Origin of the sequence: Novosphingobium sp. (assembly GCF_965214355.1) — a bacterium.
In the GTDB taxonomy this organism is placed as follows: Bacteria; Pseudomonadota; Alphaproteobacteria; order Sphingomonadales; family Sphingomonadaceae; genus Novosphingobium.
This window is the reverse complement of sequence record NZ_CBDCBI010000002.1, coordinates 2,332,261-2,358,697: the sequence shown is the minus strand read 5'-3', so window position 1 is coordinate 2,358,697 and position 26,437 is coordinate 2,332,261. Positions and strand designations below refer to the sequence as shown.

Here is a 26,437-nt window from a genome sequence, read left to right as displayed (position 1 = left end):
AAGTGGACAAAGCGAGATGTGATTTCAAGTGCAACGAAGGATCCTGCGATTGCATAATATGCAATGGAGGAGGGTTGCGACATGGCGCACTGATCGAGAAACTAGATCAATATGGGCGGAATTGCTCATTGGCTTTGCGAGCGGGTCGTGGCTATTTCCCCACCATCGTTTTTCCACCGGCCCGCCAGGGTCATCCCAAAAGGACCTACCCCGATCATGTCAATCGTCGGCACCCCCATAAAATCGTTTGCGAACACCGCCTATCACCAGGGCCGTTTCGTCGACATCACCCAGAGCGACATTGCCGACAAGTGGGCGGTGTTCTTCTTCTACCCGGCCGATTTCACGTTCGTGTGTCCGACCGAGCTTGAAGACCTGGCCGGCATCTATCCCGAACTGCAGAAGATGGGCGTCGAAGTGTTCAGCGTCTCGACCGACACCCATTTCAGCCACAAGGCATGGCACGACAGCTCGCCGGCAATCGGCAAGATCGACTATTACATGCTGGGCGATCAGAACCACGCACTGTCGAACAATTTCGGCATCCTGCGCGAAGGCGTCGGCCTGGCCGATCGCGGCACGTTCGTGGTCGATCCCGACGGCACGATCCAGCTGGTTGAAATCACGCCCGAGGGTGTGGGCCGCAATGCCGCCGAACTGCTGCGCAAGATCAAGGCCGCCAAGTACTGGCGTGAACATCCAGGCCAGGTGTGCCCGGCCAACTGGGAAGAAGGCGGCGAAACGCTGTCGCCTTCGTTCGATCTCGTCGGCAAGATCTGATTGCTGATCGGAGCGTTCGCGGTTCCCTCACGCGAACGCTCCGATAGGTCCCGGCGGCGGTTATACCATATTGGCCGCCGCCAGGTTTTTTCGCATATTTTAGCGCTTGCGTAGACCGTCCGGCGGTCGCGACTGCGCATCTGCGCCCTGGTTCGCCGCAAACGCGCAACACCTACCCCACCCGTCATACCGGACTTGATCCGGGATTGTGCTTCTTTTCACACGTCGCGCACGAAGAAGAAGCACAGTCCCGGATCAGGTCCGGGACGACGACGAGGGGGGTGCAGGGCGAAGGCAGGGTGCGCCCCACCAACCTGAATATATATCTTATCGCCAACCTCAAGTTCCCTCACAAGAGTAACCGCCATGTCACTTCTCGACGCCGCCACCACCGCCCAGCTGAAAGCATACCTTGGCAATCTGCGCCGGCCGATCGAGCTGGTGGCAAGCCTGGGTGACGACAGCAAATCCGCCGACACCCGCGCGCTGCTGACCGAAATCGTCGCGGCGTCCGACAAAGTCACCGCGCGTTTCGATGGCAGCGATGCGCGGCGGCCCAGTTTCACGATCGGCGGCACCGGTGAAACCGCCCGGGTGACGTTCGCCGGTTTGCCGCTGGGCCACGAATTTACCTCGCTGATCCTCGCGCTGCTGCATGTTGGCGGTCACCCGCCCAAGGAAGAGGCGGATTTGCTCGACCAGGCGCGGGGGCTCGACGGACCGCTGCAGTTCGAGACATTTTTCTCGCTGACCTGCCAGAACTGCCCCGACGTGGTGCAGGCGCTGAACATGATCGCGGCACTCAATCCGAATGCCAGCCATGTCGCGATCGACGGCGCGCTGTTCCAGGGCGAAGTCGATACCCGCAAGATCATGGCGGTTCCGACGATCTTCCTCAACGGTGAACCATTTGGCCAGGGCCGCATGGACCTGGCGCAGATCGTCGCCAAGCTCGACACCGGATCGACAGCGCGTGCGGCCGAAAAGATTGCGGCAATGGCGCCGTTCGACGTGCTCGTCGTCGGTGGCGGCCCGGCGGGCGCCGCCGCGGCGATCTATGCCGCGCGCAAGGGCATCCGCACCGGCGTGGTCGCCGAACGCTTCGGCGGGCAAGTGCTCGACACGATGGGCATCGAAAATTTCATTTCGGTGTCGAAGACCGAAGGGCCCAAACTGGTCTCGCACCTGGAACAGCACGTCAAGGACTATGACGTCGATGTGATCAACCTGCAAAAGGCCATCAAACTGTCGCCTGCCAACGGAGATGGCCTGGCCACGATCGAACTCGAAGGTGGCGCCAGCCTGCGCGCAAAGACCGTCATCCTGTCGACCGGCGCGCGCTGGCGCCAGATGGGCGTGCCCGGCGAAGAGGAATACCGCAATCGCGGTGTCGCCTATTGCCCGCATTGCGATGGCCCGCTGTACAAGGGCAAGCGCGTGGCCGTTATCGGCGGTGGCAATTCGGGTGTCGAGGCGGCGATCGACCTTGCCGGGATCGTCGCGCATGTGACACTGATCGAATTCGACAGCCAGTTGCGTGCCGACGCCGTGCTCCAGTCCAAGTTGCGCAGCCTGCCCAATGTGACGATCGAAGTCTCGGCGATGAGCACCGAAGTCGTCGGCAACGGCGACAAGGTCACCGGGCTGGTCTATCGCCATCGTGAAACCGGGGAGGATCACACGCTCGATCTCGATGGCATCTTCGTCCAGATCGGCCTGGTGCCCAATACCGAATGGCTGAAAGGCTCGGTCGCGCTGAGCAATCGCGGCGAAATCGAGATCGATGCGCGGGGTGAGACCAACATCCACGGTGTGTTTGCTGCGGGCGATGTGACGACCGTGCCGTACAAGCAGATCGTGATCGCGATGGGTGAGGGCAGCAAGGCGGCGTTGTCGGCGTTCGATTACCTGATCCGCCACTAGGCCGTGGATAGGGCCGGGCAGGGGGCTTGCCCCTCTGTCCCGGCGCTATAAAGCACGCGAGTGTGAGCGCCGCCCCAAAACAGACCATCGTTATCGGGGCCGACCGGGCCGGCGCGCCGATCCGCATCGATGTCGAGGAATTGCTTGCCACGCGCCTGCTGGTGCAGGGCAATTCGGGCTCGGGCAAATCGCATCTGCTGCGCCGCCTGCTGGAACAGAGCGCGCAACTGGTGCAGCAGGTGGTGATCGACCCGGAAGGCGATTTCGTCACGCTGTCCGAACGCTATGGCCATGTCGTGATCGACGGGGCGGCCTATGACCAGGCAGAGATCGTGCGGCTGGCGGCGCGTATCCGCACGCATCGTGCCTCGGTCGTGCTGGCGCTCGACGGCCTCGATCTGGAAGCGCAGATGCGCTGCGCGGCGGTGTTCCTGAACACGCTGTTCGATGCTCCGCGCGATGAATGGTACCCGGTGCTGGTCGTGGTGGACGAGGCGCAGATGTTTGCGCCGGCCGCCGCCGGCGATGTGTCCGATGAAATCCGCCGGCTGTCGCTGGGCGCGATGACCAACCTGATGTGCCGGGGGCGCAAACGCGGGCTGGCGGGCGTGATCGCGACACAGCGGCTGGCGAAACTGGCCAAGAACGTTGCCGCCGAAGCGTCGAATTTCCTGATGGGGCGCACGTTCCTCGATATCGACATGGCGCGCGCGGCCGATCTGCTGGGCATGGAGCGGCGCCAGGCCGAAGCGATCCGCGATCTGGAGCGCGGGCATTTCCTCGGCCTTGGCCCGGCGATATCCCGGCGCCCGGTGTCGGTGCGGATCGCCGAAGTCGAAACCGTTGCGCGCAACGTTATCCAGGGCCTGATGCCTTTGCCCGATATGGCAGGCGGGGTGATGGACACGCTGTTGCGCGATGAGGCCGAAGAGCCGATCCGCCACGCTGCCGCCGCCGACGACACGCCTGCGCCGGATGCCAGCGACCTGATCGAGCAGATCGCCGAAACCGGGCCACCGGGCGTTACGGTCGAGCCGCCGGCCGAACCCAGCCTGTTTGCCGCCGAGGAAGATGCCGCCACCGTTGCGGCGATCCTGGAAGAGATGGTGGCGGAGCCCGACTGCACGTTTCAGCCCCCGGCGCAGCTATACCAGGATTTCACCGTGCGCTGCCGCATGGCGCGGATCTCGCCGGGCATCGATCTGCCCGCATTCCGCCGCCGGTTTGCGATGGCGATCGCGGGGATAGGCGACGACACCGCACCGCAATGGCGCGCGGTGGTCGCGCTGGGCCGCGATGTGCCCGACGATCTGCTCGCGCCGCTGATGGTGCTGGCCGTCGCGGCAAGCGCAGGCGCGCCGTGCCCCGATGATGACCGGCTGGCCACGGTCTATGGCACGCGCTCGTCGGGCCGCATCCGCCGCCTGCTCGATCATCTTGAAAAGCAGGGGCTGATCGTGGTGCGCACCGACTACGGAGGCCGCCGCTCGGTCGGCATTCCCGCACTCGGCTTGCTGACCCAGCCAGTCTGAACATCAGGCGCGCGCGCCATTCAGCGCCGCGAAAGCCGCGGGCAGCTAATCCGCCAATGTCTACAGGGGAGCCTTACGATGACCTTTTCCAACGTCCTGCTCGGGTCTGCCGCGCTGGTTTCCATCGCCGGGGTTTCGGCCAGTGCCAATGCCGCCGACGCCGCGCATGGCAAGGTCGTGTTTGCGCGCTGCGCCGCATGCCACGATCTGAACACCGGGCGCACGGTTCTCGGGCCCTCGCTGAAAGGCATCGTCGGTCGCAAGTCCGGATCGATGCCCGGATATTCGTATTCGCCCGCGATGGTGGCCAAGGGGATTGCCTGGTCGCCGGCCAATCTCGACATGTTCATCGCTTCGCCGACCAAATACGTGCCGGGCACGCGCATGCCATTCGCCGGCATTTCCGATGCAAAAGACCGTGCCGATCTGATCGCCTATCTGGAAGCAGCCGCGCACTGATAGACACGCCCTGTTGCGAAGGGGAATTGCGGGTTTACATCCTTCCGCCGCTCGCCCAAGTCTTTTCGTGATCACCGTGCTCCAGTCCGGCGACACCAAGGACCCCGATGGCGATTGCTCCACCTGCCGAAACCACCAGCGACGTCCTGACCGCGCATGACGACCACATCAACGCGCCGGGCCTGCAGGGCTTTGTTCTGGCGCTATTTTTCATCTTCGGCGGCATCACCTCGCTCAACGACGTGATCATCCCGAAGCTGAAGGATCTGTTCACGCTCAATTACGGCCAGGCGATGCTGGTCCAGACTGCGTTTTTCGCAGCTTATGCGATCATCGGTATCCCGGGGGCCGCCCTGGTCAAGCGTGTCGGGTATATGCGCGGCGCGTCCTATGGCTTGCTGATGATGATGGCAGGGTGCCTGTTGTTCATCCCGGCATCGAGCAACGCCAGCTTCATTCTGTTTCTGCTGGCGCTGTTCGTGCTGGCGAGCGGGGTCACGATCGTGCAGGTCGTGACCAACCCGCTGATTTCGCTGCTCGGCCCGGCGCGCACTGCGCCCAGCCGGCTGACCTTTGCGCAGGCGTTCAATTCGGTCGGCACGACGGTGTTTCCCTATGTGGGCGCGATCCTGATGCTCGGCACGCTTGCGCATGAAAAGGCGAGCGATCTGACCGGCGCCGCGCTCGATGCCTATCGTTCGGCGGCGACTACTGCGGTAGTCCATTCCTATCTCGGTCTGGCCATCGCGCTGGCCGTGGTTGCGGCGGTCGTCTACGCCAATCGCAACCGGCTGAAAGGCGAACACCACGACCACGGCTCTGTGCTCAAGAGCTTCGACTTGCTGTTGCAGCCGCGGTTCGGGTTCGGCGCCTTGTGCATCTTTCTCTATGTCGGGGCCGAAGTCGCGGTCGGGTCGATGACCGTCAATTACATGCGCCAGCCGCATGTGCTGGGGCTCGATGAACAATCGGCGGGCAAATTGCTGCCGTTCTACTGGGGCGGAATGCTGGCCGGGCGGCTGATCGGATCGGCCGTGATGCGCGTGATCGATCCGGGCAAGGTGCTGGCGGTCATGGCCGTGGGCGCGCTGGCGATGATTGCGATCACCACGCAGTCGACCGGGGGCATTGCTGCTGCCAGCATGCTGGCGATCGGGCTGATGAATTCGATCATGTTTCCCACGATCTTTACGCTTGCCAGCGAAGGCCTGGGCGATCGTGCGGCCGACGGGTCGGGCGTGCTGTGTGTCGCGATCGTGGGCGGGGCGATCGTGCCGCCGTTGACAGGGACAGTGGCCGATGTTTCAGGCAGCCTGGAAATTGCGCTGCTCGTCCCGGCGCTGTGTTATGTGATCATAGCGGCGTTCGGATTTTTTGCGCGCCGCCGCGCAGTGCCTGCACAAATGCGCCCGTTCAGTTGACATCCATGCGCAACTGCCCAGTATAAACCGATGCTATCGCAAAAAACGCGCTACACCATCCGGGCCCTGCAGCATCTTGCCGACACATTTGGCCAGGGGTCGGTGCGGCTCGATGCGATTGCCGAGGCGCAGAACATCCCGCGCAAATTCCTGACCGTGATCCTGTCCGAAATGGCGCGCGAAGGCGTGGTCGTGTCGCAGCGCGGGCGCGACGGCGGCTATGAACTGGCGGTGCCGCCGGTCGATGTGCGCTATGGCGATATCATTCGCCTGTCGCGCGGCAGCCTGGCGCTGGTGCCCTGCGCCAGCCGCAATGCGCACGAAACCTGCGCGAACTGCCTGCCCGAAAAAGACTGCCGATTGCGCGGGCTGATGCTGCAGCTGCGCGACGAAACCGCCGCAATTCTCGACCGGATCACGCTGGCCGATGCGATTTCGCTCGTCCCGCCGTTCGACCAGATGAATGCGCACACGCATATCTGACCGGCGTCCGGCCGAATTGTTCCGCCGGTTACCGAACGGCACTTGGCGAGCGTGCGGTCGCTGGTTATACGAGCGCCATGACGCTTGACACATTTGCCCGCCATCCGCTCCGCCGTTCATTGGGCCTGCCGATCCTTGCGCTCGCCACTTTGTCGATTGGCCTTGCCGGTTGCGGGGGGTCGGGCAAGCCGAAAAAGGACGTCGCCTATGTCGCGCGCGATGTCGATACGCTGTACATCGCCGCGCGCGCGCGGCTCGATGCCGGCGATGCCAAGCAGGCCGCCGCGCTGTTCGACGAAGTCGAACGCCAGCATCCTTATTCGCCCTGGGCCCGCCGCGCCGAACTGATGAGCGCGTTCAGCTATTACGTGGCGCGCGACTATACGAAATCGGTCCAGTCGGCGCAGAAATTCCTGTCGGTTCACCCCGGCAACAAGGATGCGCCTTATGCCTATTACCTTATCGCGCTGTGCTATTACGAACAGATCAGCGATGTGCAGCGCGACCAGAAGGACACCAAGCAGGCGCTCGATGCGCTGACCGAAGTGATCCGCCGGTATCCCGCGACCCAGTATGCGACCGACGCCAAGCTGAAGATCGACCTTGTCAACGATCACCTCGCGGGCAAGGAGATGGAAATCGGCCGGTTCTATCAGCACAGCGGCAAATTGCTGGCCGGCACGATCCGATTTCGCGTGGTGATCGATCGCTATCAGGCGACCAGCCATACGCCCGAGGCGCTATACCGCCTCGTCGAATGCTATCTCGCGCTGGGTATCCCGGCCGAAGCGCAAAAGAATGCCGCGGTGCTGGGGGCCAACTACCCCGGCAGCGAATGGTACGAACGGGCGTTCCGCCTGATGAACAACAAGGCGCCGAACACCAAGGCGAGCTGATTGCGGTTACGGTCGATAGGCCGGGAAGCCCTGCGACCGCTTACTCCCCCTCGATTGTCGTCCCGGACTTGATCCGGGACCGGGCTTTTTCTGCGCCGGCGTAGCGAAGAGAAAGCAGCCTGACCCCGGATCAAGTCCGGGGCGACGTGTGGGGCGGGACTGGTGCGCAGTCGCGATTGCGACCTTTTGGGCTTGGCCTACATGCCGGATCGGATCAAATATGGCCACTCACGCTGCGACGCGCAGTCGCGCCTTGCGCCGACCCAGCGCCTCGCTGATCGCACGAACGAACTGATCCGTCGCCGCGTCCCACGAATAGCTGGCGCCATAGACTGCCGCACCCATGCGCTCGCAGCGCAGCGCGCGGGTAATTGCCACGCCCAGATCCTCGTCGAGCGCGCCGACCTGCATCGGCAGCGCGTTATCGGGCCCGCGACCGTCAGGCCCGACGATGTCGATCGGGCCGGGCACGGGATAGGCCGCGACCGGCACGCCGCAGGCCATGGCTTCGATCATGACCAGCCCGAACGTATCGGTCTTGCTCGGAAACACGAACACATCGGCAGCGCAATAGGCGCTGGCCAGTTCGGCGCCCGACAATCCGCCCGGGAACACCGCATCGGGATACTTCGCGCGCAGCGCTTCGAGATCCGGGCCATTGCCGACCACGACTTTCGTGCCGCGCACGTCGGCATCGAGAAATGCCGTCAGGTTTTTTTCGATCGCCACGCGTCCGACATTGAGCATGATCGGGCGGGGCAGGTCGGCCAATGCCGGATGGGGCGTGTGGCACGGATGAAACTGCGTGTTGTCGATGCCGCGCGACCACATCCTGGTATGGTTTATGCCGAATGTGGCCAGTTCGCGCGCCAGGCTGGGGGTGGAGACCAGCACCGCTTCGCTCGGGCCATGAAACCGGCGCATCAACGGCCAGAAATGCGACGGAGACAGCCCGGTGCGCACTGCGGCATAATCGGGAAAGCGTGTGTGAAATGCGCTGGTGAACGGCACATTGTTGGCCTTGCACCAGCCACGCGCGCTCCATCCGATCGGGCCCTCGGTCGCGATATGCACGATATCGGGCGCAAACGCGTGCAATGTGCGCCGCGTGCCGAAACGCGGCACCATCGCCAGGCGGATTTCATCATACCCGGGCAGAGCAAAGGTAAAGAACTGCGAGGGCGTGATCAGTTCGACTTCGTGGCCGCGCTGCATCAGCAGGTCGACCGTGGTGGACAGCGTGCGGACGACGCCATTGACTTGCGGATGCCAGGCATCGGTGCAGATCGCGAGCCTCATGCTCCCGTCGTTTCGCGGATGGCGGTTTCGGTTTCCGCCGCGACCGGCGCGCCCGGCTGCTTTGCGATTTCGTCGGCCCAGTGCACCAGCGACATCGTGCCATGCGCATCCTCGATCAGCGCGGTGCAGCTTTCTACCCAGTCGCCGTCGTTATAATACGTCACGCCGCCGATCTGGCGGATTTCGGCGCAATGGATATGCCCGCAAACCACGCCATCGACACCCATGTCGCGCGCCGCATGCGCGACCGCTTCCTCGAAATCGCAGACGAATTGCACGGCGTTCTTCACGCGCTTTTTCATGTACGCCGACAGCGACCAGTACGGCAGCTTGAACTGGCGGCGGATCATGTTGACCCAGCGATTGGTGCGCAGCAGGAATTCGTACGCCTGGTCGCCCGCAAACGCGAGCCAGCGGGCATAGAGCACGACGCCATCGAACCCGTCGCCATGCGTGACCAGCAGGCGCCGGCCATCGGCGGTGGTGTGGATCGCATCGAGCGCCAGCTCGACCCCGCCGAAGCTCATGCCCGCATATGGCCGCAGCATTTCATCGTGGTTGCCCGCGATCAGCACCACCCGGGTGCCGCGATGGGCCATTTTCAAGACGCGGCGGACGACTTCGTTATGCGCATCGGGCCAGTACCAGCCCTTGGACAGGCGCCAGCCGTCGACGATGTCGCCGACGAGATACAGCGTCTCGCATTCGATCGAGGCGAGAAAATCGAGCAGCATCGCCGCGTTGCAGCCGCGCGTGCCCAGATGCAGGTCCGAAATCCACACTGTGCGCAATTTGCGCTTTGGCCGAAAGCCGCGCGGCTCGGGCAGATCGAGCCACGCCGGGATCGAGGTTGCCCAATTTATTAATGGGTCTTTTGCGGTTGGAAGCGCGCGCTTGGCCATCGGGCTTGCCCTTTCATGGTGAGCAGCCACGCCGGCCGCTGATCATGAGGCGAATCATTGTCACAATCACGTTTCGTTCTTGTGGCACTGTGTAACGTGACTGAAATGTTGCACTGTTGGCCTGGCCGCCACTTTCGAGCCGGGAAGCCGGTGCCGGCCCGCTGCCCCGGGCACGCGCCGGAACCAACTGCAAAGACGCTCCTCCGCGCGTTGTGCCAGCATACAAAATGAGAACAAAGCGTGACGACAGCCCAAGTCTTGGGTATGACGGGGCCAATGCTGACTTCGCTCGCCATCCGCAACGTTGTCCTGATCGAGGCGCTCGATCTCGGCTTTGCCGCAGGGCTGGGCGTGCTGACCGGCGAAACGGGCGCGGGCAAATCGATTTTGCTCGATTCGCTGGGGCTGGTGCTGGGCGATCGCGCCGATACCGGGCTGGTGCGTGCCGGCACCGATCTGGCGAGTGTGACTGCGACTTTCGAATTTGCAACGCTGCCCGATGCGATACGCACCGCATTGACCGAGGCGGAAATCGAGATCGAGCCGGGCGAGGCCCTGATCATCAAGCGCCGGGTGCGCGCCGATGGCGGCAGCCGCGCATTCATCAACGACCAGCCGGTCGGTGTCGCGCTGCTGCGCGAGCTGTCGCGGTATCTGGTCGAGCTGCATGGCCAGCACGATGATCGCGGGCTGGTCAACGCGCGCGGGCATCGCGCGCTGCTCGATCGTTACGCGCAAGCCGATACCGGCGCCGTAACCCAGGCGTGGCAACGCTGGAGCCGAACCGGCGCCGAACTGGAACAGGCGCGTGCGCTTGTCGCTGCCGCGCGCGCGGACGAAGAGCTGCTGACTGCGCATCTGGCCGAATTGACCAAACTGGAACCGGTGGTGGGCGAAGAGGCCGAATTGGCCGCACAGCGCGCCGACATGCAGAAGGGTGAACGGCTGTCGGCCGATCTGGTGGCGTTGCAGGTGCTGTGGGAGGGTTCGGATTCGGCGCTGGCGGGCATGCGCAGCGCGGCGCGGCGGCTCGACCGGATTGCGACCGAGCATCCGCTGCTGGCCGAAGCGCTGGCCGCGCTCGACCGTGCGGTGATCGAGGCGGGGGAGGCCGAAGACCTGCTCGGCGCGGCGATGGATGCGTTGACGCATGATCCGCTGCTGCTCGACCGGATCGAAACGCGCCTGTTCGAACTGCGCGCGGCCGCACGCAAACACGCCTGTGCCGCCGACGATCTGCCCGCCAAAATGCTCGACATGCGCGCTGCGCTCGACGCGATCGTGGGCGGCGATGCCGATATCGCGCGGCTCGAACGCGCAAGCCACGACGCGGCGCTCGATTACCAGGCCAAGGCCGAGGCGCTGTCCGTGCTGCGTGCCGAAGCTGCGCGGCGGCTCGACACCGCGGTTGCGGCCGAACTGGCGCCGCTCAAGCTCGACGCGGCACGGTTTCGTACAGCGGTCGTACGGTTACCCGACGATCGCTGGGGGCCCAACGGCGTCGATGCCATTGAATTCCTGATTTCCACCAATCCCGGCAGCGCGTTTGCGCCCCTGGGCAAGATCGCGTCGGGCGGCGAATTGTCGCGCTTCATCCTCGCGCTCAAAGTCGCGCTGGCCGAACAGGGCGGCGCGGCGACGGTGATTTTCGACGAGATCGATCGTGGTGTCGGCGGCGCCGTCGCCAGCGCGATCGGCGAACGGCTGCACCGTCTGGCGGGCGGTGGGCAGTTGCTGGCCGTTACGCACAGCCCGCAAGTGGCGGCGCGCGGCACGAATCATTTCCTCATCGCCAAATCGAGCGAAGGCATTGTGACGCGCACGTCGGTCGCGTTGCTGAATGCGGCCGGCCGCCAGGAAGAAATCGCGCGCATGCTGTCTGGCGCCGAAATCACGCCCGAGGCCCGCGCCCAGGCAGACCGCTTGCTCGAACAGGCCTGATCGGGCAGGGCGCCAACATGATGGCACCTACCATGCACGACACGCTTGCCCAGTATCTCGACCGCCCAGCCTGGTTCGCGCTGACCGGCCCGCAATCCGCGCTGGCGCAGGGATCGCCCGCAGCCTGGCGGATCAACCCCGGCTACGGCCCGTTCGCCGCCGCCGCACCCGGCCACGACGCTGCGCTGGCCGGCCTGTTGCGCGACCACGACGACGAGATCTGGACGGTCGAGGACAATGGTGTTTCTCCCCCCGGCACGATTGTGCGCAAAACCGCCGTTCTAACGCAGATGGTGGCGCAACGTTACGCAGAACCCGACCCGGATCAGACGTTCATCCTGCTCGGCGAAACCGATGTCCCCGACATGACCGCGCTCGCCTTGGCCACTCGCCCCGGCCCATGGGGCCCGCTGACCTGGCGTTACGGACCGTTCTACGGCTTGCGTCACGAAGGCCGCCTGATCGCGATGGCTGGCGAGCGCTTGCGTCCGGGGCCGGGCCTGGTTGAAGTCAGCGGCGTCTGCACCGATCCCGCGTTTCGGGGGCAGGGGCTGGCGCGAAAGCTGATCTGTCATGTCATGGCCGGGCATCGTGCGCGCGGGCTGACCACGTTTCTGCACAGCTATGCCGACAATGACGGCGCCATTGCGCTGTACCGCGCGATCGGCTTTGTGGAGCGCAGCCAGCGTGTCGTGACAATCCTGGGAAAGGCGTGATGACCGAAGCAGAAGCCGCCAATGAACTGATGCGCCTCGCGCGCCAGATCGCGTATCACGACCGGCTGTACCATACGCTCGATACGCCCGAGATTACCGATTTCGAATACGACGCTTTGTTGCGGCGAAACACCGAGATCGAGGCGGAGTTTCCGCACCTGGTCCGCGCCGACAGCCCGAGCCGCAAGGTCGGCAACGACATCAGCACTTCGCCGCTGTCGAAAGTCCGCCACGACGTGCGGATGATGAGCCTCGACAACGCGTTCACGGACGAGGAAGTCGCCGAATTCGCCGCGCGCGTGCGCCGGTTCCTGGCGCTGCCGGCCGAGGCCGAACTCGCGATGACCGCCGAGGACAAGATCGACGGGCTGTCGTGTTCGCTGCGCTATGTAAAGGGCCGCCTGGTGCGCGCCGCAACACGCGGCGACGGGCAGGTGGGCGAGGATGTTACGCCCAATGTGGCGCATATCGCGGATATCCCGCAAGCGCTGACCGGCGAAGCGCCCGACGTCTTCGAGGTCCGCGGCGAAGTCTATATGAGCCATGCCGCATTCGCCGCGCTCAACGTGGCGCAGGCGGCCAAGGGCGACAAACTGTTTGCCAATCCGCGCAATGCTGCCGCCGGATCGTTGCGGCAAAAGGATGCGAGCGTGACGGCCGCCCGTCCGCTGCAATTCCTCGCGCATGGCTGGGGCGCGCACAGCAGTCTGCCGGCCGGCACGCAGTTTGGCGTGATGGCGGCGATCGCCCGCTGGGGCCTACCGGTCTCGCCGCTGCTGGTGCGCTGTCTTTCGGTCGAAGATATGGTCGCGCACTACCGTGATATTCAGGCGCGCCGGCCGGACTTGCCGTATGATATCGACGGCGTGGTGTACAAGGTCGATCGGCTCGACTGGCAGGACCGCCTGGGCTTTGTCGCCAAATCGCCGCGCTGGGGCATGGCGCACAAATTCCCCGCCGAGCGCGCCGAGACTGTCGTCGAGGCGATCGATATACAGGTCGGCCGCACGGGGAAGCTGACGCCGGTCGGCCGCTTGCGCCCGGTGCTGGTCGGCGGCGTAACGGTGACGAACGTAACGTTGCACAACCGCGATGAGATCGCGCGACTTGGCGTGCGTGTGGGCGACCGGGTGGTCCTGCAACGCGCCGGCGATGTGATCCCGCAAGTCGTCGAGAACCTGACCCGCGACGAACCCGGCGCGCCGTTCGCATTCCCCGATCACTGCCCGCAATGCCACTCTGAGGCGGTTGCCGAAGAGGGTGAAGTCGATGTGCGATGCACCGGCGGACTGGTCTGCCCGGCGCAACGTACCGAGCGCCTGCGCCATTTCGTCAGCCGCGGCGCGCTCGATATCGAGGGGCTGGGCGACAAGACGATCGCGGAATTCTTTGCACTGGGCTGGCTGGAAAGCCCCGCCGACATCTTCCGCCTGAAAGCGCGACGTAACGACATTATCGGGCGCGAGGGGTGGAAGGAAAAGTCGGTCGACAACCTGCTGTCCGCCATCGCCGCGCGCCGCACGCCCGATGCCGCGCGGCTGCTGTTCGGGCTCGGCATTCGCCACGTCGGGGCGGTCACCGCGCGCGATCTGTTGAAACGCTTCGTTACGTTACCCGCCGTGCGCGACTGTGCGCAACGCGCGCATGGGGGTGACGCCGAAGCGCGTGCGGACTTGCTGGGGATCGACGGCGTCGGCCCGGTGGTGGTCGAGGCGCTGGGCGAGTTTTTTCACGAGGCACACAATTGCGCGGTGTGGGATGATCTGCTGGCTGAATTGACCCCGCCCGATTATGTGGTGGAAACGCGGGCCAGCGCGGTCGCGGGCAAGACGGTGGTATTTACCGGCAAGCTCGAGACGATGAGCCGCGACGAGGCCAAGGCGCAGGCCGAGGCACTGGGCGCCCGCACCGCAGGATCGGTGTCGGCCAAGACTGACCTGGTCGTGGCAGGCCCCGGCGCGGGGTCAAAGTTGAAGCAGGCGGCGGCGCTGGACATCAAGGTGATCGACGAAGCCCAATGGGCCGAAATCGTGCGAAATGCTGGCCAGGAACAGGGGTAAGATACCATGGCATTGCACACCTGGTGGCTGTTTGTGGCGACGGTCTTCTTCATCTCTGGTTCGCCCGGGCCCAATATGCTGCATGTGATGACGCGCAGTATCGAATTCGGCCTGGCGCGCGCGATCATTGCAATGGTCGGCTGTTTTTGCGCGATCGTGTGCCTGCTGAGCGCGTCGGCAATGGGCCTGACCGCATTGCTGGTTGCGATCCCGGCGGCGTTTACGGTGCTGAAGCTGGCAGGCGCGGCGTATCTCGTGTTCCTGGGGTACAAGGCCTGGACCGCCCCTGTCGCCGAACAGGATATCGCCGAGACAGCGGCAGCGCGCGCCGATGCGGGCCCGTCGCGCTGGCGGCTGCTGCGCACGGCGTTTGCCGTCAGCATCAGCAATCCCAAGGCGCTGCTGTTCGCCGCCGCGTTCCTGCCGCTGTTCATCGATCCGGCGCAGCCCAAGGGCGGCCAGTTTGCGATCATGGTCGCCACGTTCGGGGCGATCGAATTCTCGTGGTATTTTGTCTATGCGCTCGGCGGGCGTGGATTGGCGCTATGGTTGCGTCGGCCGGGACGACGGCGGCTGTTCAACCGGGTGACGGGCGGCGTGTTCGTGGCGTTCGGCCTGGCCATCGCGGGCGCACGCGCGTGACTCTGGAAGATCTGGCCGCCGTCGGCGCAAGGGCCGGCGGCTTGCTGGTCGCGCGGGGACAAACGCTGGCGGTGGTCGATGGCGCGACCGGTGGGCTGATGTCGGCCGGTTTGCTGGCGATGCCGGGCGCATCGCGGTTCTACAGCGGCGGCGGCATCATCTATACGCTAAAGGGCCGCAGGCTGATTCTGGCGCATGAGCCGGGCTCGTTGCGCGGGCTGACGTCAGCAACCGAAGAGTACGCGCTGGCGCAGGCCAACCTGATCCGGGCGCGCTATGATGCCGACTGGGGCCTTGCCGAAACCGGCGCAGCCGGGCCCGGGGTCCATCCGCTCGGCGTGCCATCGGGGACCAGCGCGATCGGGGTGGTCGGGCCCGATGGGCTGCGCGCCGCGATCACAGTGCGGACCGGAAGCGAGGATCGTCTTTCAAACATGATGGCCTTTGCCGCCGGTGCGTTGACGTTGCTGGCCGGAACGGTTGCCAACGCGGCGCATTGATTGACGGTGGCCAAGCGTCCGCCGGGTCATGGTCGGATTGTTGTTGATCTACACGGACTTGGAAATGGGAGCGGGACATGAAGACGCAGAAGATTGTCGGCTGGGGCGCCCTCGGGCTTGGCCTCGCAACGCTCGCGAACGGCGTGTTGGGCGCGTATGAACACAATCTCGAACAGCCTGCCTATACTGTCGTCGCGAAAGACGGCGCGTTCGAACTGCGCGACTATCCCCCCGTACTCGTGGCGCAAACCGCCGTCCCCGGGGAACGGAGCGTTGCGCTGAGCACAGGATTTCAGCGGCTTGCGGGCTATATCTTCGGCAACAAGCAGGAAAAGATCAAGATGACCGCCCCTGTGCTTTCGGACAGCGTGGGGTCGGCCTGGCGTACCCGCTTCGTAATGCCCGCGCGTTTCACCGCCGCGACCCTCCCGCCCATGCCCGACGGCGTCACTGCCGCCAAACTCCCCGCGCGCCGCATGGCGGTGGTGCGTTTCACCGGCCTGAGCAGCGGCCCCCAGGTCGCCGAACAGGAGGCGCGCCTGCGCGAGTGGCTGAGCGGGCAGGGCCTCAAGGCGACCGGCGATGCCGTGACCGCCGTCTACAATTCGCCGTTCGTCGCGCCGCCGTTTCGGCGCAACGAGGTAATGATCCCGGTGGGATAACGGGCTCCGCGGGCGTCGCCATCATAAGCCTGCGCTTGTGATGCGCGCGTCAAAGGCCGCCCAACCCCTGGCCCCGGAAGTCTGATGTCGATCCCTCTAGCGCATCGAGAGGGAACTTGAGGTAGCGCCTGCCATCGTTTTCCCGTGCCGGCAGGCGCCCGCCGCGAATATTGACCTGCAGCGCGTGCAGCAGAAGCTTTGGCATGGACAATGTCAGGTCGCGAGCCTCGCGCTGGGCAACGAAACCAGCCTCGTCGGTGCCCGCGACATGCAAATTGATCCGCCTTTGCTCGGCCACCGTGCTTTCCCAGCGTGGATGACGGCCGCCCGGCTGGTAGTCATGGCCGGTGAACAGGCGCGTTTCATCCGGCAACGCCAAAATCTGCTGGATCGATCCCCACAGCACTTTCGCACTGCCGCCGGGAAAATCGGCGCGAGCGGTGCCCCCATCCGGCATGAACATCGTGTCGTGGATGAAAGCAGCATCGCCGACCAGATAGGTGATCGAAGACAGCGTATGGCCCGGCGACAACAGGACACGCCCTTCGATCGAGCCGACTTTGAACGTCTCACCGTCGGCAAACAGCCGGTCCCATTGCGAGCCATCGGTCGCGATCTCGGGCTCGTTATAAATGTCTTTCCACAGCGCCTGCACATCGGTGACATGGTCGCTCGTCGCGGTCGGTGCGCCAGTCTTGCCCTTGAGATATTGCGCCGCCGAGAAATGATCGGCGTGGGGATGCGTGTCGAGAATCCACGCGACCGTCAGACCCTCTGCCGCGACATAAGCCAGGATGGCGTCGGCGTTCATCGTGCCGGTTGCGCCCGATTTTTCGTCGAAGTCGAGCACCGGATCGATGATGACGCAGTGTTTGCTCGCTGGATCGATGACAATATATTGGACACTCGACGTTCGTACATCGAACCAGGCCTTGACCTTGGGAACCCGGGCGGCGTCGGCATCCAGCCAGCGGACGGCGGCGGAAAGATCGAAGCCGTGGTTCCTGCCAAGGACTTCGACCTCGTCGCGCTGCATGCGGCCCTCGCGCACTTCACCCAGAACATAGAGCGTCAGCGCGCGTGCGCCGCTTTTGCAATGGGCCAGCACCGGACCCTTGGCGCTGCCGAACGCGTCCTGGAAGGCGGCGATATCGGCTTCGGTGATCCTCGATCCCGCAACCGGTATGAAGCTGTAAGACAGCCCGGAAGCGGATGCCGCAGCCTGCTCGGCGGCATTACCCGGCTGACCGGGTTCCTCGCCGTCCGGGCGGACGTTGATAAGGGCTTTGTACCCTTGCGTTGCGAACGTAGCGAAAGACGCCGGATCGGGCTGGGCGCTGACCGACAGACGGTCATTGATCCTGATGATATGCATGATTGTTACCTCGTGACATTATGGATCATATCGTGTGCGCCAGCGGACGGATCGGCGTCAGCGCCAGGCAGCATCACCTTTACAACGCGGGTGTTTCACCCAGCGGCAGAAGGGCAAAGCGTGCCGCTTCCTCGGCGTCCTTGAGAAGCGTCTTGCGCGGCGCTCCCATCTGCGCCCGCATGGTCAGGCCGCGAGCAAGGTCCATGACCTGCATCGCGCGCGCGGATGCGGGAAAGTCAGACGGCAACTCGCCCGCGCTCACTCCGTCGCGAAAGCGGCGTTCGAGCTGTGCCGCGCCAGAAGCCGCGACGTCCTGCACGAACTGGCGGACTTCTGCATCGTCCACGAGCGGCGCGACGCACACGACGAGACACCCCGGCGCCGATCCTTCCGCGGTCGCATTTTCGACAACGTTTCGCAGGAAACCGGCAAGCGCCGCGTGCACAGTCTGCGGCGAAAAGAGTGCCTTTGCGGCAAGCGCGCCGTACTGCTCTGCGTACACCCTGATCGCGCGCAAGAATATTGCCCGTTTGTCTCCGAAGATCGAATAAAGGCTCGGCCGGCCTACGCCCATCGCGCCGACAAGATCGTCGATCGTCACGCCGTCATAGCCCTTCGACCGGAAAATGCGGATTGCGTTTTCCAAGGCCTCGATTTCATCGAAGCTGCGCGGCCGACCGCGCGAGCGGGTGATAGTTGGTGCCATCGAGTCGTGATCCTTGGGTAACTGTTGCTTGGCTTTATATAACCGAACAGTTTGAAATAGCAAGCCCAGGCTGTCTCCTTGTGGATCGGGCATGACCGGCGCTTCGCGGCAAGCAGGCGCATGAAGCAATCAGTCAGGTTTCAACCAGCGCCCGGGGCAGTTCGCGCCGCGTAAATACGCTTGCGGATGCGGGATTGCATCGCACCGGTCATGGCGGTTTGGACCGCTAGCGATATTCGCGCGGGATTATCGAGCAAATGACCTGGTAGAAATTTAAAACAAACAGTTCAAAAATGCCTTGACCGACTCGCGGCGCACATTTATGTACGATGTAGTTCGAAAAAGCCGGACGCCGACAACGCCGATCAGGAGAATTCGCATGGCTCGTTACGAAGGTAAAAAGGTCGTCATCATCGGCGGCACCAGTGGCATCGGCCTCGCGACAGCGAAAATGCTGGTCGATGGCGGTGCACGCGTGCTGGTAACGAGTCGCTCGGCAGGCGGCCTTGAAGCGGCGCAGACCTATCTGGGAGATGGCGCGCTTGTGGTTTCGAGCGATGCGGGGTCGCTGACAGATATCGACGCCCTCGCCGCTCGGGCCAGGGCAGAGTTCGAAACGTTCGACCTGCTCTTCGTCAATGCAGGGATCGCGGTCTTTGCGCCTTTCGAGCACACCACCGAGGCCATGTACGACGACGTGTTCGCCGTGAACGCAAAGGGATCGTTCTTTGCCGTTCAAAAGCTCGCGCCCTTGATCGACCGGGGCGGTTCGGTCGTCCTCACGACTGCGATCTCGAACGTCAAGGGAATGCCGATGCTGGCTGCTGCTGGAGCGACCAAGGCCGCAGTGCGATCCCTTGCACGGACTTTCGCCGTCGAACTGGCTCCTCGGGGGATCCGCGTCAACGCGGTCTCTCCCGGCCCTATCGACACGCCAAGCTGGACCAAGTCGTTTCCCGACAAGGACATGGCGGCCCAGCTGACCGGGCAGATGAGCGAAGCCAATCCGATGAAACGCTTAGGGACATCGGAGGAGGTCGCCAAAGCCGTCCTCTTCCTTGCATTCGACGCGACCTACACGACCGGCGCCGAGCTTCCGGTCGATGGGGGTCAGTCGCAACTCTGACCCGCCAATACCCGTTACGGCAAATGACGCCAAAGCTGACAAGGAGACACGTGATGAAAGCGTTCAATATCATCGAAACCGGCAAAGGTCTGGACAGTTGGACTCTGGTCGATCTTCCCGATCCCACGCCCGGTCCCGGCGAGGTCTTGATCCGTGTGAAAGCCGTGTCATTGAACACCCGGGACCTGATGGTGGCCAGTGGATATTTTCCCATTCCGCCAAAAGCGAATGTGATCCCGGTCTCTGATGGCGCGGGAGAAATTGTCGCGCTGGGTGCGGGCGTAACGCGCTGGGGCGTCGGCGACCGCGTTTTCGGTTCCTATTATCAGCACTGGCAGAACGGACAATTTCCTGCCGATGCCGAACTTCACGGCCTGGGCGGCCCGCTCGACGGAATGCTGGCCGAACTCGTGACGCTTCCCGAATCCGGGGTCATTCGCGTTCCGGATCACCTCAGTTACGAAGAGGCATCGACTCTTCCCGTTGCTGCCCTGACAGCCTGGAACGCCGTCATGGAGTCCACGCCGCGCTCGGCCTCCGGGGCAACCGTGCTCACGCTGGGCACCGGCGGTGTGTCGCTGTTCGCGATTCAGTTCGCACTGGCCAGCGGATTGCGGGTGATCGCGACGACCTCAAGCCATGCCAAAGCAGAGCGCCTTCGGTCTTTGGGCGTCTCGGACGTTATCAACTACAAGGAGACCCCGGATTGGGATCAGGAAGTCCTGCGCCTGACAAACGGCCAGGGCGTCGATCAGGTGATCGAAGTCGGCGGCACCGGCACGCTGCCGAAGTCACTCAAATCCGTGCGATCCGGGGGGCTCGTGAGCCTGATCGGGCTTCTGACCGGATTCAACGAGCCGATCGATACCTCGCCGATTCTCTTCAACAAGATCCGGCTTCAAGGATCGGGGGTCGGGCCGGTTCACATGGCAGAAGCGATGGCACGCACGATCGCCACACTAAGGCTCAAGCCGGTCATCGCGCAGGTGTTCGGGTTCGAGCAGGCCAAGGATGCCTTGGCCAAGCTTCAGGACCCAGCGACCTTTGGAAAAATTGTCGTTCGGCTCGACTAAAGCGACGCCGAAAACCTCTCAAGTTTCAAGGATACGACGATGCAACTGACAGATGCACCCTTCGCCGAGAAGAAGTTCATGACCGTCAATGGTCAGCGCATGGCCTATATTGACGAGGGCGAAGGCGACGCCATTGTCTTTTCGCACGGCAATCCGACCTCGTCCTATCTCTGGCGCAACATCATGCCGGCAGTCCAGGGTATGGGACGGCTGATCGCCGCCGATCTGGTTGGCCAGGGGGATTCGGACAAACTGCCGAATTCCGGACCGGGCAGCTACAGCTTTGCCGAACAGCGCAGCTATATCCATGCACTGTGGGACAAGCTGGGTCTTGGCGACAAAATCATCTTCGTCATCCATGACTGGGGTTCGGCGCTCGCCTTCGACTACATGAGCAAGCACTCCGATCGGGTCCAGGGCATTGCCTATATGGAATCGATCGTGATGCCGCTCGAATGGGCCGACTTCGGCGAAAACGTCCGTCCGGCATTCCAGGCGCTGCGTTCACCCGCTGGCGACACCATGGTCCTGCAGGACAATATCTTCGTGGAGCAGTTGCTTTTGGGAATGGGCCGGCCGCTTTCCGATGCCGCAAAGACCGAATATCGCCGTCCGTTCCTGAACCCGGGCGAAGATCGCCGGCCTACCCTGAGCTGGCCACGCCAGCTTCCCATCGCGGGCGAGCCGGCCGACGTGGTCGAAGCGGTGAGCGCATATTCGCAGTGGTTGGCGACGACGCCTGTTCCCAAGCTCTATTTCCACGCGACGCCGGGCGTCATCGACCAAAACCCCAACCAGGTCGCGTTCGTCCGGACCTTCGCCAATCAGGAGGAAATTCAGGTGCAGGGTGATCATTTCATTCCTGAAGACGATCCAGAAACCGTCGCACCGGGCGTTGCCGCCTTCGTCCGTCGGCTGCGGGACATCGCCTGACATCGCCACTGATTGCATGAGCCTGGCAAAGTTCGGCGGTCGCCATTGGACGCGACTTATCCAGGACACTGCAACTGCTGCTTTCACATCAATTTAGGAGAATGCCATGTCCACTTTAGCTTATCGCACTGCCTTGATCATCGGCGCAGGGCCGGGGATCAGCGCTTCGCTCGCGCGGCGCCTGTCGCAACACGGCCTGCAAGTCGGCCTGGCAGCGCGCAATGCAGACAAGCTGCAGGCGCTGGCGCAGGAAACGGGCGGCGCCGCCTTTGCCGTGGATGCCACGCAACCTGACCAGATGGCGCAGCTGTTCCTCGATATGGAGCGCCAGGTCGCGGTACCTGATGTCGTGATCTACAACGCCAGCGCGCGCGTACCCGGCCCGCTGGCGAACGTCGATCCCGCCGCGGTGGAGAAGGCCATCGCGGTCAGCGCATTCGGAGCCTTTCTGGCTGCCCAGCAGGCTGCCAAACGCATGGAGCCAAAAGGGTATGGCGCGATATTCTTTACCGGCGCGAGTGCCGGCGCAAAGGGCTTCGCCCAATCGGCAGCATTCGCGATTGGAAAGTTCGGCATGCGCGGGCTCGCTCAAAGCGCGGCACGAGAACTGGGGCCAAAGGGGATCCACGTCGCGCATTTCAACATAGACGGCAGGGTCCGCTCAGCGCGCCGGCCAGAGCCGAGCGATCAGCCTGACAGTACGCTCGATCCAGACGCAATCGCCCAGACTTACATCGACGTCCTCGTCCAGCCCAGGAACGCATGGTCTCACGAAATCGACCTTCGGCCATGGACAGAGCGGTTCTAGCAGCGCGTCCCCAAACGGCGCCGACTGACGCGGCCCGCACCACCGACACCCTGATCCAGTTTCAAAAAAGGAACTTTTCGATGACACACACAGCGAACAATCTCATACCAGCACCGGGCAAATTTCGCAGTGCCCTGGCAGTTGCCGGCGCTTTCCTGGAATCGCTCGACTACGTTAGCGACTACCCCCTCAATCGCATTGAACGCCTGGAACGGGTGGTAGCGCAACTCAAAGAGGAATTGCGACAGCGCACCTGATCTGACTTGCTCATGAATTGAGCTGCAGCTGAGTACGGCATATCGGGATTTGGGTAGAACCGCTCGCCGACTACCACCGCTTCGACCATTCCGGTAAAGCACCAACCCGGCTCGACCGCGAACCGCCAAAACTCCGCCGCCGCAACCACAGGATCGACCAGTCGCCGCGCGTCATCCGCGCGGCCAGGCGCAACCCGGCGCGCGCATAGGCAGCGCGCACCGCCGGTTCCTGCGTGGTCAGCAATCCCGATAGCACGATATGCCCGCCCGGCGCGACGGCCGCTGCGAATTCCGGGGCCAGTTCGGTCAGCGGCCCGGCCAGGATATTGGCGATCAGCAGGTCATACGGCGCGCTCGCGCGCAGCAGCGAATGATCGAGCCCGGGCGCGATCACCATCGCCATGCGGCCCACGCCATCGCCCAGCCGCACGCCATTGGCATCGGCGTTCAGCGCCACCACCGGCCCGCAGACGGGGTCGATATCGCTCGCGATGGCGCGCGACGCGGGCCACAGGTGCAGCCCGGCGAATGCCAGCAGCCCGGTGCCGGTGCCGATATCGGCGATATTGCGCACGACCACGCCCGATCGCTTCATCGTGGTCAGCATCGCCAGGCATCCGGCGGTCGTTGCGTGTTGCCCGGTGCCGAACGCCTGACTGGCCGGGATCACGAAGTTGCGCACGCCGGGTTCCGCGCTGGGCGCATGTTCCGGGGTGTGGACGTGGAACGGCCCTTCGCGGATCGGCTCGATACCCGCCTGGCTCAGCGTGATCCAGTCGGTCGGCGGCAGGTGTTCGATTTGTGATTTGGGCGCGTTGCCGCCAAACAGCGCGCGCATCGCGGCCAGGTCGGCGCGCGACGGCTTTCGCGCCAGCCATGCTTCCAGCTGCCATTCCTCTGGGCGCGCAGGATCGATCTCGCTGCCCGCGATCACGATGTCGTGATCCCAGTCATACGCGTCCTCGTGCGCGACAAGCGCCGCCTCGATCGCCAGGCGCGGGGCGAGGAAGGTGACTTTCCAGGCGTCGTCACCTGGGTGTTCGGCGGGTGATTGTTCGGTCATCGCCGGGCCTTAGACATACAGGGCCAGGGTCGCAACCCGCGCCGGGATGCCGCCCGTCCACGATGCCCCCCGGCACAGGTTGCGCACTGCAACATAATCACTAATACGAATCGTACTTGACGTTCCTGCCGCATGCGCGTTTGGCCGGGGCATCGATCTGGTCGCGGCGCAGGCGTGCGGCCATCGGATTTTTAAGGAGTTTTGCATGGCGCAGGCAAACAGCAACCGGCCACTTTCGCCGCATCTTCAGATCTGGCGCTGGGGCCCGGCGATGCTGGTGTCGATCCTGCACCGGGTCACCGGCAACGGCATGGCGTTTGCGGGGCTGGGCCTGTTGCTGTGGTGGATCGGTGCGATCGCGGGTGGCGAGCACAGCTATCAGACATTCATCGCCTATGTCTGGACCGGTACCGCCAGTTCGCTGTCGGTGTTTACCTCGCTTCTGGGCAAAGTCGTGCTCATCGGGCTGACGTGGGCGTTCTTTCAGCATCTCGCCAGCGGGGTGCGCCATCTCGTGCTGGATATCGGCGCGGGGTATGAACTGGATGCAAACGCGCGCTGGTCGGTCTTGACGATGGTTTTTTCGGTTATCGCCACTGCCCTGTTCTGGGCCTTCCTGTTGATGCCGCGCTGATCCTGTCGGCGCACCAGCACAGTCAGATATAAGAGGATACAATGGGTAACGGTACTTCCATCGGTCGCGTGCGCGGGCTGGGTTCCAGCCATCGCGGGGCGCATCACTTTCTTGCCAAGCGCCTGACCGGCATCGGCAATCTTGTGCTGATCCCCTATCTGATGATCAGCCTGGCGCTGTTGAACAGCTATGATTACGCAACGGTGCATGCCTGGCTGGCGCAGCCGGTGGCGGCGACTGCGATGGTGCTGATCCTGCTCAACACCGTCTATCACGCGCGCCTCGGCGTGCAGGAGATGCTCGAGGATTACGTCCATGGCGAAGGCGGGCGCATCGCCAGCTGGCTGCTGATCAACTTCGTGCCTGTCGCGGCATCGGCGTTCGGCATCGTCTGCGTCATCCGTATTGCCCTGGGAGGCGCTTGAGCCATGACTGCCGCATACAAGATCATCGACCATACCTATGACGTCGTGGTTGTCGGCGCCGGCGGTTCGGGCCTGCGCGCCACAATGGGCTCGGCCCAGGCTGGCCTGCGCACCGCGTGTATCACCAAGGTGTTTCCGACCCGCTCGCACACCGTTGCTGCGCAAGGCGGCATCGCCGCGTCGCTTGCCAACAACACCCCCGACCACTGGCAGTGGCACATGTACGACACCGTCAAGGGGTCGGACTGGCTGGGCGACCAGGACGCGATCGAATACATGGTGCGCGAGGCGCCCGCTGCAGTCTACGAGCTGGAGCACGCGGGCGTGCCGTTCAGCCGCAACGCCGATGGCACGATCTATCAGCGCCCGTTCGGCGGCCATATGCAGAACATGGGCGAAGGCCCGCCGGTGCAGCGCACATGCGCCGCGGCGGATCGCACCGGCCACGCGATGCTGCACGCATTGTATCAGCAGTCGCTGAAATACGATGCCGACTTCTTCATCGAATATTTCGCGATCGACCTGATCATGGAAGACGGCAAGTGCCGGGGCGTGATCGCGCTTTGCATGGATGACGGATCGATCCATCGCTTTCGCGGCCACGCGGTCGTGCTGGCGACGGGCGGTTACGGCCGCAGTTATTTCACCGCGACATCGGCGCACACCTGCACCGGCGACGGCGGCGGCATGGTCCTGCGCGCCGGCCTGCCGTTGCAGGATATGGAATTCGTGCAGTTCCACCCGACCGGCATTTACGGCGCGGGCGTGCTGATCACCGAAGGCGCGCGCGGCGAAGGCGGCTATCTGACCAATTCCGAAGGCGAACGCTTCATGGAGCGATACGCGCCGTCGGCCAAGGACCTGGCCAGCCGCGACGTCGTGTCGCGATCGATGGCGCTGGAAATCCGCGAAGGGCGCGGCGTCGGTCCGCACAAGGACCATATTTTCCTGCATCTCGACCATATCGATCCCAAGATCCTGGCCGAGCGCCTGCCGGGTATTACCGAAAGCGGCAAGGTCTTTGCGGGGGTCGATCTTACTCGGCAGCCGCTGCCGGTCGTGCCTACCGTGCATTACAACATGGGTGGCATCCCGGCCAACTACCACGGCGAAGTGATGACCGTGGGCGCCGATGGCGACACCGAAGTCGTCGTGCCGGGGCTGTTTGCCGTGGGTGAGGCGGCGTGCGTATCGGTGCACGGGGCCAATCGCCTGGGATCGAATTCGTTGATCGATCTGGTCGTGTTCGGCCGTGCCACCGGCTTGCGCCTGAAGGAACTCATCAAGCCGGGCACCGCGCATGCAGCGTTGCCCGCCGATAGCGCCGACCTGGCGCTGTCACGGCTCGACCACTTCCGCAATGCCGCGGGCGGCACGCCGACGGCGCAAATTCGCGGCGAAATGCAGCGCGCGATGAGCACGCATGCGGCGGTGTTCCGCACCGACGAGCTGATGGCCGAGGGCGTCGAAAAGCTGACCGCGACATATGCCAGGCTGCAGGATGTCGGTGTGACCGATCGTTCGCTGATCTGGAATTCGGATCTGGTCGAAACGCTGGAACTCGACAACCTGATTTCGCAGGCGGCTGTAACGATGCACAGCGCGAACAATCGCAAGGAAAGCCGTGGCGCGCACGCCCACGAGGATTTCCCCAATCGCGACGACGCGAACTGGATGAAGCACACCGTCGCCTGGTTCGATGGCTGGGGCGGGCAGGGCGGCGGCGTCCGGATCGATTACCGGCCGGTCCACGAATACACGCTGACCGACGATGCGACGTACATCAAGCCCAAGGCGCGCGTGTACTGACACGAGCCTGCA

Annotated in this window: 26 protein-coding genes; 21 read left to right on the top strand and 5 right to left on the bottom strand. The window is 63.8% G+C overall.

Annotated features, from left to right (window positions below; translation table 11 throughout):
* Positions 1 to 216: 216 nt before the first annotated feature.
* From ahpC to ACOOE2_RS11095, 7 genes are all read left to right on the top strand, one after another.
* Positions 217 to 780 carry an alkyl hydroperoxide reductase subunit C gene (ahpC, locus tag ACOOE2_RS11125; RefSeq protein ID WP_420383068.1) on the top strand — a complete coding sequence of 188 codons (564 nt, stop codon included), beginning with the start codon at positions 217 to 219 and terminating at the stop codon, positions 778 to 780.
* A 366-nt stretch (positions 781 to 1,146) separates the two neighbouring features.
* Positions 1,147 to 2,703, top strand: a complete 1,557-nt coding sequence (gene ahpF, locus ACOOE2_RS11120) for an alkyl hydroperoxide reductase subunit F (protein ID WP_420383067.1) — start codon at positions 1,147 to 1,149, stop codon at positions 2,701 to 2,703.
* A gap of 62 nt (positions 2,704 to 2,765) precedes the next feature.
* Positions 2,766 to 4,235 (top strand): ATP-binding protein, encoded by a 1,470-nt coding sequence (locus ACOOE2_RS11115; RefSeq protein ID WP_420383066.1) that lies wholly within the window; start codon positions 2,766 to 2,768, stop codon positions 4,233 to 4,235.
* Positions 4,236 to 4,313: 78 nt separating this feature from the next.
* Positions 4,314 to 4,694: a c-type cytochrome gene (locus ACOOE2_RS11110; protein WP_420383065.1), complete on the top strand. Its 381-nt coding sequence runs from the start codon at positions 4,314 to 4,316 to the stop codon at positions 4,692 to 4,694.
* A 107-nt stretch (positions 4,695 to 4,801) separates the two neighbouring features.
* Entirely contained in the window at positions 4,802 to 6,115 is a 1,314-nt protein-coding gene (locus ACOOE2_RS11105; RefSeq protein WP_420383064.1) for a sugar MFS transporter, read from the top strand.
* Positions 6,116 to 6,145: 30 nt separating this feature from the next.
* Complete coding sequence (locus ACOOE2_RS11100) at positions 6,146 to 6,598, top strand: RrF2 family transcriptional regulator (RefSeq protein WP_420383063.1); 453 nt, start codon at positions 6,146 to 6,148, stop codon at positions 6,596 to 6,598.
* 77 nt (positions 6,599 to 6,675) lie between these two features.
* Positions 6,676 to 7,494, top strand: coding sequence for an outer membrane protein assembly factor BamD (locus tag ACOOE2_RS11095; protein WP_420383062.1), 819 nt, complete (start codon positions 6,676 to 6,678; stop codon positions 7,492 to 7,494).
* Between the two features lie 228 nt (positions 7,495 to 7,722).
* Here the strand turns inward: ACOOE2_RS11095 and ACOOE2_RS11090 are convergent, their stop codons facing one another.
* The gene (locus ACOOE2_RS11090; RefSeq protein ID WP_420383061.1) at positions 7,723 to 8,793 is read right to left on the bottom strand and encodes a glycosyltransferase family 4 protein; all 1,071 of its coding nucleotides are present in this window, start codon (positions 8,791 to 8,793) and stop codon (positions 7,723 to 7,725) included.
* Positions 8,790 to 9,695, bottom strand: coding sequence for a UDP-2,3-diacylglucosamine diphosphatase (locus tag ACOOE2_RS11085; protein ID WP_420383060.1), 906 nt, complete (start codon positions 9,693 to 9,695; stop codon positions 8,790 to 8,792). Before ACOOE2_RS11085 ends, ACOOE2_RS11090 begins: the two co-directional genes overlap by 4 nt.
* A gap of 276 nt (positions 9,696 to 9,971) precedes the next feature.
* Here ACOOE2_RS11085 and recN point away from each other — a divergent pair, with 276 nt between their 5' ends.
* The 6 genes from recN (at position 9,972) to ACOOE2_RS11055 (ending at position 16,216) form a co-directional block, all read left to right on the top strand.
* Positions 9,972 to 11,636 (top strand): DNA repair protein RecN, encoded by a 1,665-nt coding sequence (gene recN, locus ACOOE2_RS11080; RefSeq protein WP_420383059.1) that lies wholly within the window; start codon positions 9,972 to 9,974, stop codon positions 11,634 to 11,636.
* Between the two features lie 17 nt (positions 11,637 to 11,653).
* Positions 11,654 to 12,352, top strand: a complete 699-nt coding sequence (locus ACOOE2_RS11075; RefSeq protein ID WP_420383058.1) for a GNAT family N-acetyltransferase — start codon at positions 11,654 to 11,656, stop codon at positions 12,350 to 12,352.
* A complete protein-coding gene (ligA, locus tag ACOOE2_RS11070; protein ID WP_420383057.1) occupies positions 12,352 to 14,412 on the top strand; it encodes an NAD-dependent DNA ligase LigA in 2,061 nt (686 codons plus the stop codon). The genes ACOOE2_RS11075 and ligA overlap by 1 nt, the downstream gene beginning before the upstream one ends.
* A 6-nt stretch (positions 14,413 to 14,418) precedes the next feature.
* Positions 14,419 to 15,054 (top strand): LysE family translocator, encoded by a 636-nt coding sequence (locus ACOOE2_RS11065; RefSeq protein WP_420383056.1) that lies wholly within the window; start codon positions 14,419 to 14,421, stop codon positions 15,052 to 15,054.
* Positions 15,051 to 15,554 carry a CinA family protein gene (locus ACOOE2_RS11060; protein WP_420383055.1) on the top strand — a complete coding sequence of 168 codons (504 nt, stop codon included), beginning with the start codon at positions 15,051 to 15,053 and terminating at the stop codon, positions 15,552 to 15,554. Before ACOOE2_RS11065 ends, ACOOE2_RS11060 begins: the two co-directional genes overlap by 4 nt.
* Before the next feature lie 77 nt (positions 15,555 to 15,631).
* Positions 15,632 to 16,216, top strand: coding sequence for an SOUL family heme-binding protein (locus tag ACOOE2_RS11055; RefSeq protein WP_420383054.1), 585 nt, complete (start codon positions 15,632 to 15,634; stop codon positions 16,214 to 16,216).
* A gap of 49 nt (positions 16,217 to 16,265) precedes the next feature.
* Here ACOOE2_RS11055 and blh read toward each other — a convergent pair whose 3' ends face one another.
* A complete protein-coding gene (blh, locus tag ACOOE2_RS11050; RefSeq protein WP_420383053.1) occupies positions 16,266 to 17,591 on the bottom strand; it encodes a bifunctional sulfur transferase/dioxygenase Blh in 1,326 nt (441 codons plus the stop codon).
* 79 nt (positions 17,592 to 17,670) lie between these two features.
* A complete protein-coding gene (locus ACOOE2_RS11045; protein ID WP_420383052.1) occupies positions 17,671 to 18,390 on the bottom strand; it encodes a TetR/AcrR family transcriptional regulator in 720 nt (239 codons plus the stop codon).
* A 286-nt stretch (positions 18,391 to 18,676) separates the two neighbouring features.
* Here ACOOE2_RS11045 and ACOOE2_RS11040 point away from each other — a divergent pair, with 286 nt between their 5' ends.
* The 5 genes from ACOOE2_RS11040 to ACOOE2_RS11020 all read left to right on the top strand — a co-directional run bounded on the left by ACOOE2_RS11040 (position 18,677) and on the right by ACOOE2_RS11020 (position 22,494).
* Positions 18,677 to 19,423: an SDR family oxidoreductase gene (locus ACOOE2_RS11040; RefSeq protein WP_420383051.1), complete on the top strand. Its 747-nt coding sequence runs from the start codon at positions 18,677 to 18,679 to the stop codon at positions 19,421 to 19,423.
* 53 nt (positions 19,424 to 19,476) lie between these two features.
* Positions 19,477 to 20,496: a zinc-dependent alcohol dehydrogenase family protein gene (locus tag ACOOE2_RS11035; RefSeq protein WP_420383050.1), complete on the top strand. Its 1,020-nt coding sequence runs from the start codon at positions 19,477 to 19,479 to the stop codon at positions 20,494 to 20,496.
* Positions 20,497 to 20,535: 39 nt separating this feature from the next.
* Positions 20,536 to 21,429 carry a haloalkane dehalogenase gene (locus ACOOE2_RS11030; RefSeq protein ID WP_420383049.1) on the top strand — a complete coding sequence of 298 codons (894 nt, stop codon included), beginning with the start codon at positions 20,536 to 20,538 and terminating at the stop codon, positions 21,427 to 21,429.
* Positions 21,430 to 21,535: 106 nt separating this feature from the next.
* Positions 21,536 to 22,237 (top strand): SDR family NAD(P)-dependent oxidoreductase, encoded by a 702-nt coding sequence (locus tag ACOOE2_RS11025; protein ID WP_420383048.1) that lies wholly within the window; start codon positions 21,536 to 21,538, stop codon positions 22,235 to 22,237.
* An 80-nt stretch (positions 22,238 to 22,317) separates the two neighbouring features.
* Positions 22,318 to 22,494: a hypothetical protein gene (locus ACOOE2_RS11020; protein WP_420383047.1), complete on the top strand. Its 177-nt coding sequence runs from the start codon at positions 22,318 to 22,320 to the stop codon at positions 22,492 to 22,494.
* 70 nt (positions 22,495 to 22,564) lie between these two features.
* Here ACOOE2_RS11020 and ACOOE2_RS11015 read toward each other — a convergent pair whose 3' ends face one another.
* Positions 22,565 to 23,557 carry a 50S ribosomal protein L11 methyltransferase gene (locus ACOOE2_RS11015; protein ID WP_420383046.1) on the bottom strand — a complete coding sequence of 331 codons (993 nt, stop codon included), beginning with the start codon at positions 23,555 to 23,557 and terminating at the stop codon, positions 22,565 to 22,567.
* 205 nt (positions 23,558 to 23,762) lie between these two features.
* Between ACOOE2_RS11015 and sdhC the strand changes: the two genes are divergently transcribed.
* From sdhC to sdhA, 3 genes are read left to right on the top strand one after another with little or no spacing between them, the layout of a single operon-like run.
* A complete protein-coding gene (gene sdhC / locus ACOOE2_RS11010; protein ID WP_420383045.1) occupies positions 23,763 to 24,191 on the top strand; it encodes a succinate dehydrogenase, cytochrome b556 subunit in 429 nt (142 codons plus the stop codon).
* 41 nt (positions 24,192 to 24,232) lie between these two features.
* Positions 24,233 to 24,616, top strand: coding sequence for a succinate dehydrogenase, hydrophobic membrane anchor protein (gene sdhD, locus ACOOE2_RS11005; RefSeq protein WP_420383044.1), 384 nt, complete (start codon positions 24,233 to 24,235; stop codon positions 24,614 to 24,616).
* Between the two features lie 3 nt (positions 24,617 to 24,619).
* Positions 24,620 to 26,425, top strand: a complete 1,806-nt coding sequence (gene sdhA / locus ACOOE2_RS11000; protein WP_420383043.1) for a succinate dehydrogenase flavoprotein subunit — start codon at positions 24,620 to 24,622, stop codon at positions 26,423 to 26,425.
* The last annotated feature ends 12 nt before the right edge of the window (positions 26,426 to 26,437 follow it).

Coding starts and splice junctions, on each gene's coding strand:
- ahpC (WP_420383068.1), top strand. CDS start 217: ATGTCAATCGTCGGCACCCCCATAAAATCGTTTGCGAACACCGCCTAT.
- ahpF (WP_420383067.1), top strand. CDS start 1,147: ATGTCACTTCTCGACGCCGCCACCACCGCCCAGCTGAAAGCATACCTT.
- ACOOE2_RS11110 (WP_420383065.1), top strand. CDS start 4,314: ATGACCTTTTCCAACGTCCTGCTCGGGTCTGCCGCGCTGGTTTCCATC.
- ACOOE2_RS11105 (WP_420383064.1), top strand. CDS start 4,802: ATGGCGATTGCTCCACCTGCCGAAACCACCAGCGACGTCCTGACCGCG.
- ACOOE2_RS11100 (WP_420383063.1), top strand. CDS start 6,146: ATGCTATCGCAAAAAACGCGCTACACCATCCGGGCCCTGCAGCATCTT.
- ACOOE2_RS11095 (WP_420383062.1), top strand. CDS start 6,676: ATGACGCTTGACACATTTGCCCGCCATCCGCTCCGCCGTTCATTGGGC.
- ACOOE2_RS11090 (WP_420383061.1), bottom strand. CDS start 8,793: ATGAGGCTCGCGATCTGCACCGATGCCTGGCATCCGCAAGTCAATGGC.
- ACOOE2_RS11085 (WP_420383060.1), bottom strand. CDS start 9,695: ATGGCCAAGCGCGCGCTTCCAACCGCAAAAGACCCATTAATAAATTGG.
- recN (WP_420383059.1), top strand. CDS start 9,972: ATGCTGACTTCGCTCGCCATCCGCAACGTTGTCCTGATCGAGGCGCTC.
- ACOOE2_RS11075 (WP_420383058.1), top strand. CDS start 11,654: ATGATGGCACCTACCATGCACGACACGCTTGCCCAGTATCTCGACCGC.
- ligA (WP_420383057.1), top strand. CDS start 12,352: ATGACCGAAGCAGAAGCCGCCAATGAACTGATGCGCCTCGCGCGCCAG.
- ACOOE2_RS11065 (WP_420383056.1), top strand. CDS start 14,419: ATGGCATTGCACACCTGGTGGCTGTTTGTGGCGACGGTCTTCTTCATC.
- ACOOE2_RS11055 (WP_420383054.1), top strand. CDS start 15,632: ATGAAGACGCAGAAGATTGTCGGCTGGGGCGCCCTCGGGCTTGGCCTC.
- blh (WP_420383053.1), bottom strand. CDS start 17,591: ATGCATATCATCAGGATCAATGACCGTCTGTCGGTCAGCGCCCAGCCC.
- ACOOE2_RS11045 (WP_420383052.1), bottom strand. CDS start 18,390: ATGCCCGATCCACAAGGAGACAGCCTGGGCTTGCTATTTCAAACTGTT.
- ACOOE2_RS11040 (WP_420383051.1), top strand. CDS start 18,677: ATGGCTCGTTACGAAGGTAAAAAGGTCGTCATCATCGGCGGCACCAGT.
- ACOOE2_RS11035 (WP_420383050.1), top strand. CDS start 19,477: ATGAAAGCGTTCAATATCATCGAAACCGGCAAAGGTCTGGACAGTTGG.
- ACOOE2_RS11030 (WP_420383049.1), top strand. CDS start 20,536: ATGCAACTGACAGATGCACCCTTCGCCGAGAAGAAGTTCATGACCGTC.
- ACOOE2_RS11025 (WP_420383048.1), top strand. CDS start 21,536: ATGTCCACTTTAGCTTATCGCACTGCCTTGATCATCGGCGCAGGGCCG.
- ACOOE2_RS11020 (WP_420383047.1), top strand. CDS start 22,318: ATGACACACACAGCGAACAATCTCATACCAGCACCGGGCAAATTTCGC.
- ACOOE2_RS11015 (WP_420383046.1), bottom strand. CDS start 23,557: ATGACCGAACAATCACCCGCCGAACACCCAGGTGACGACGCCTGGAAA.
- sdhC (WP_420383045.1), top strand. CDS start 23,763: ATGGCGCAGGCAAACAGCAACCGGCCACTTTCGCCGCATCTTCAGATC.
- sdhD (WP_420383044.1), top strand. CDS start 24,233: ATGGGTAACGGTACTTCCATCGGTCGCGTGCGCGGGCTGGGTTCCAGC.
- sdhA (WP_420383043.1), top strand. CDS start 24,620: ATGACTGCCGCATACAAGATCATCGACCATACCTATGACGTCGTGGTT.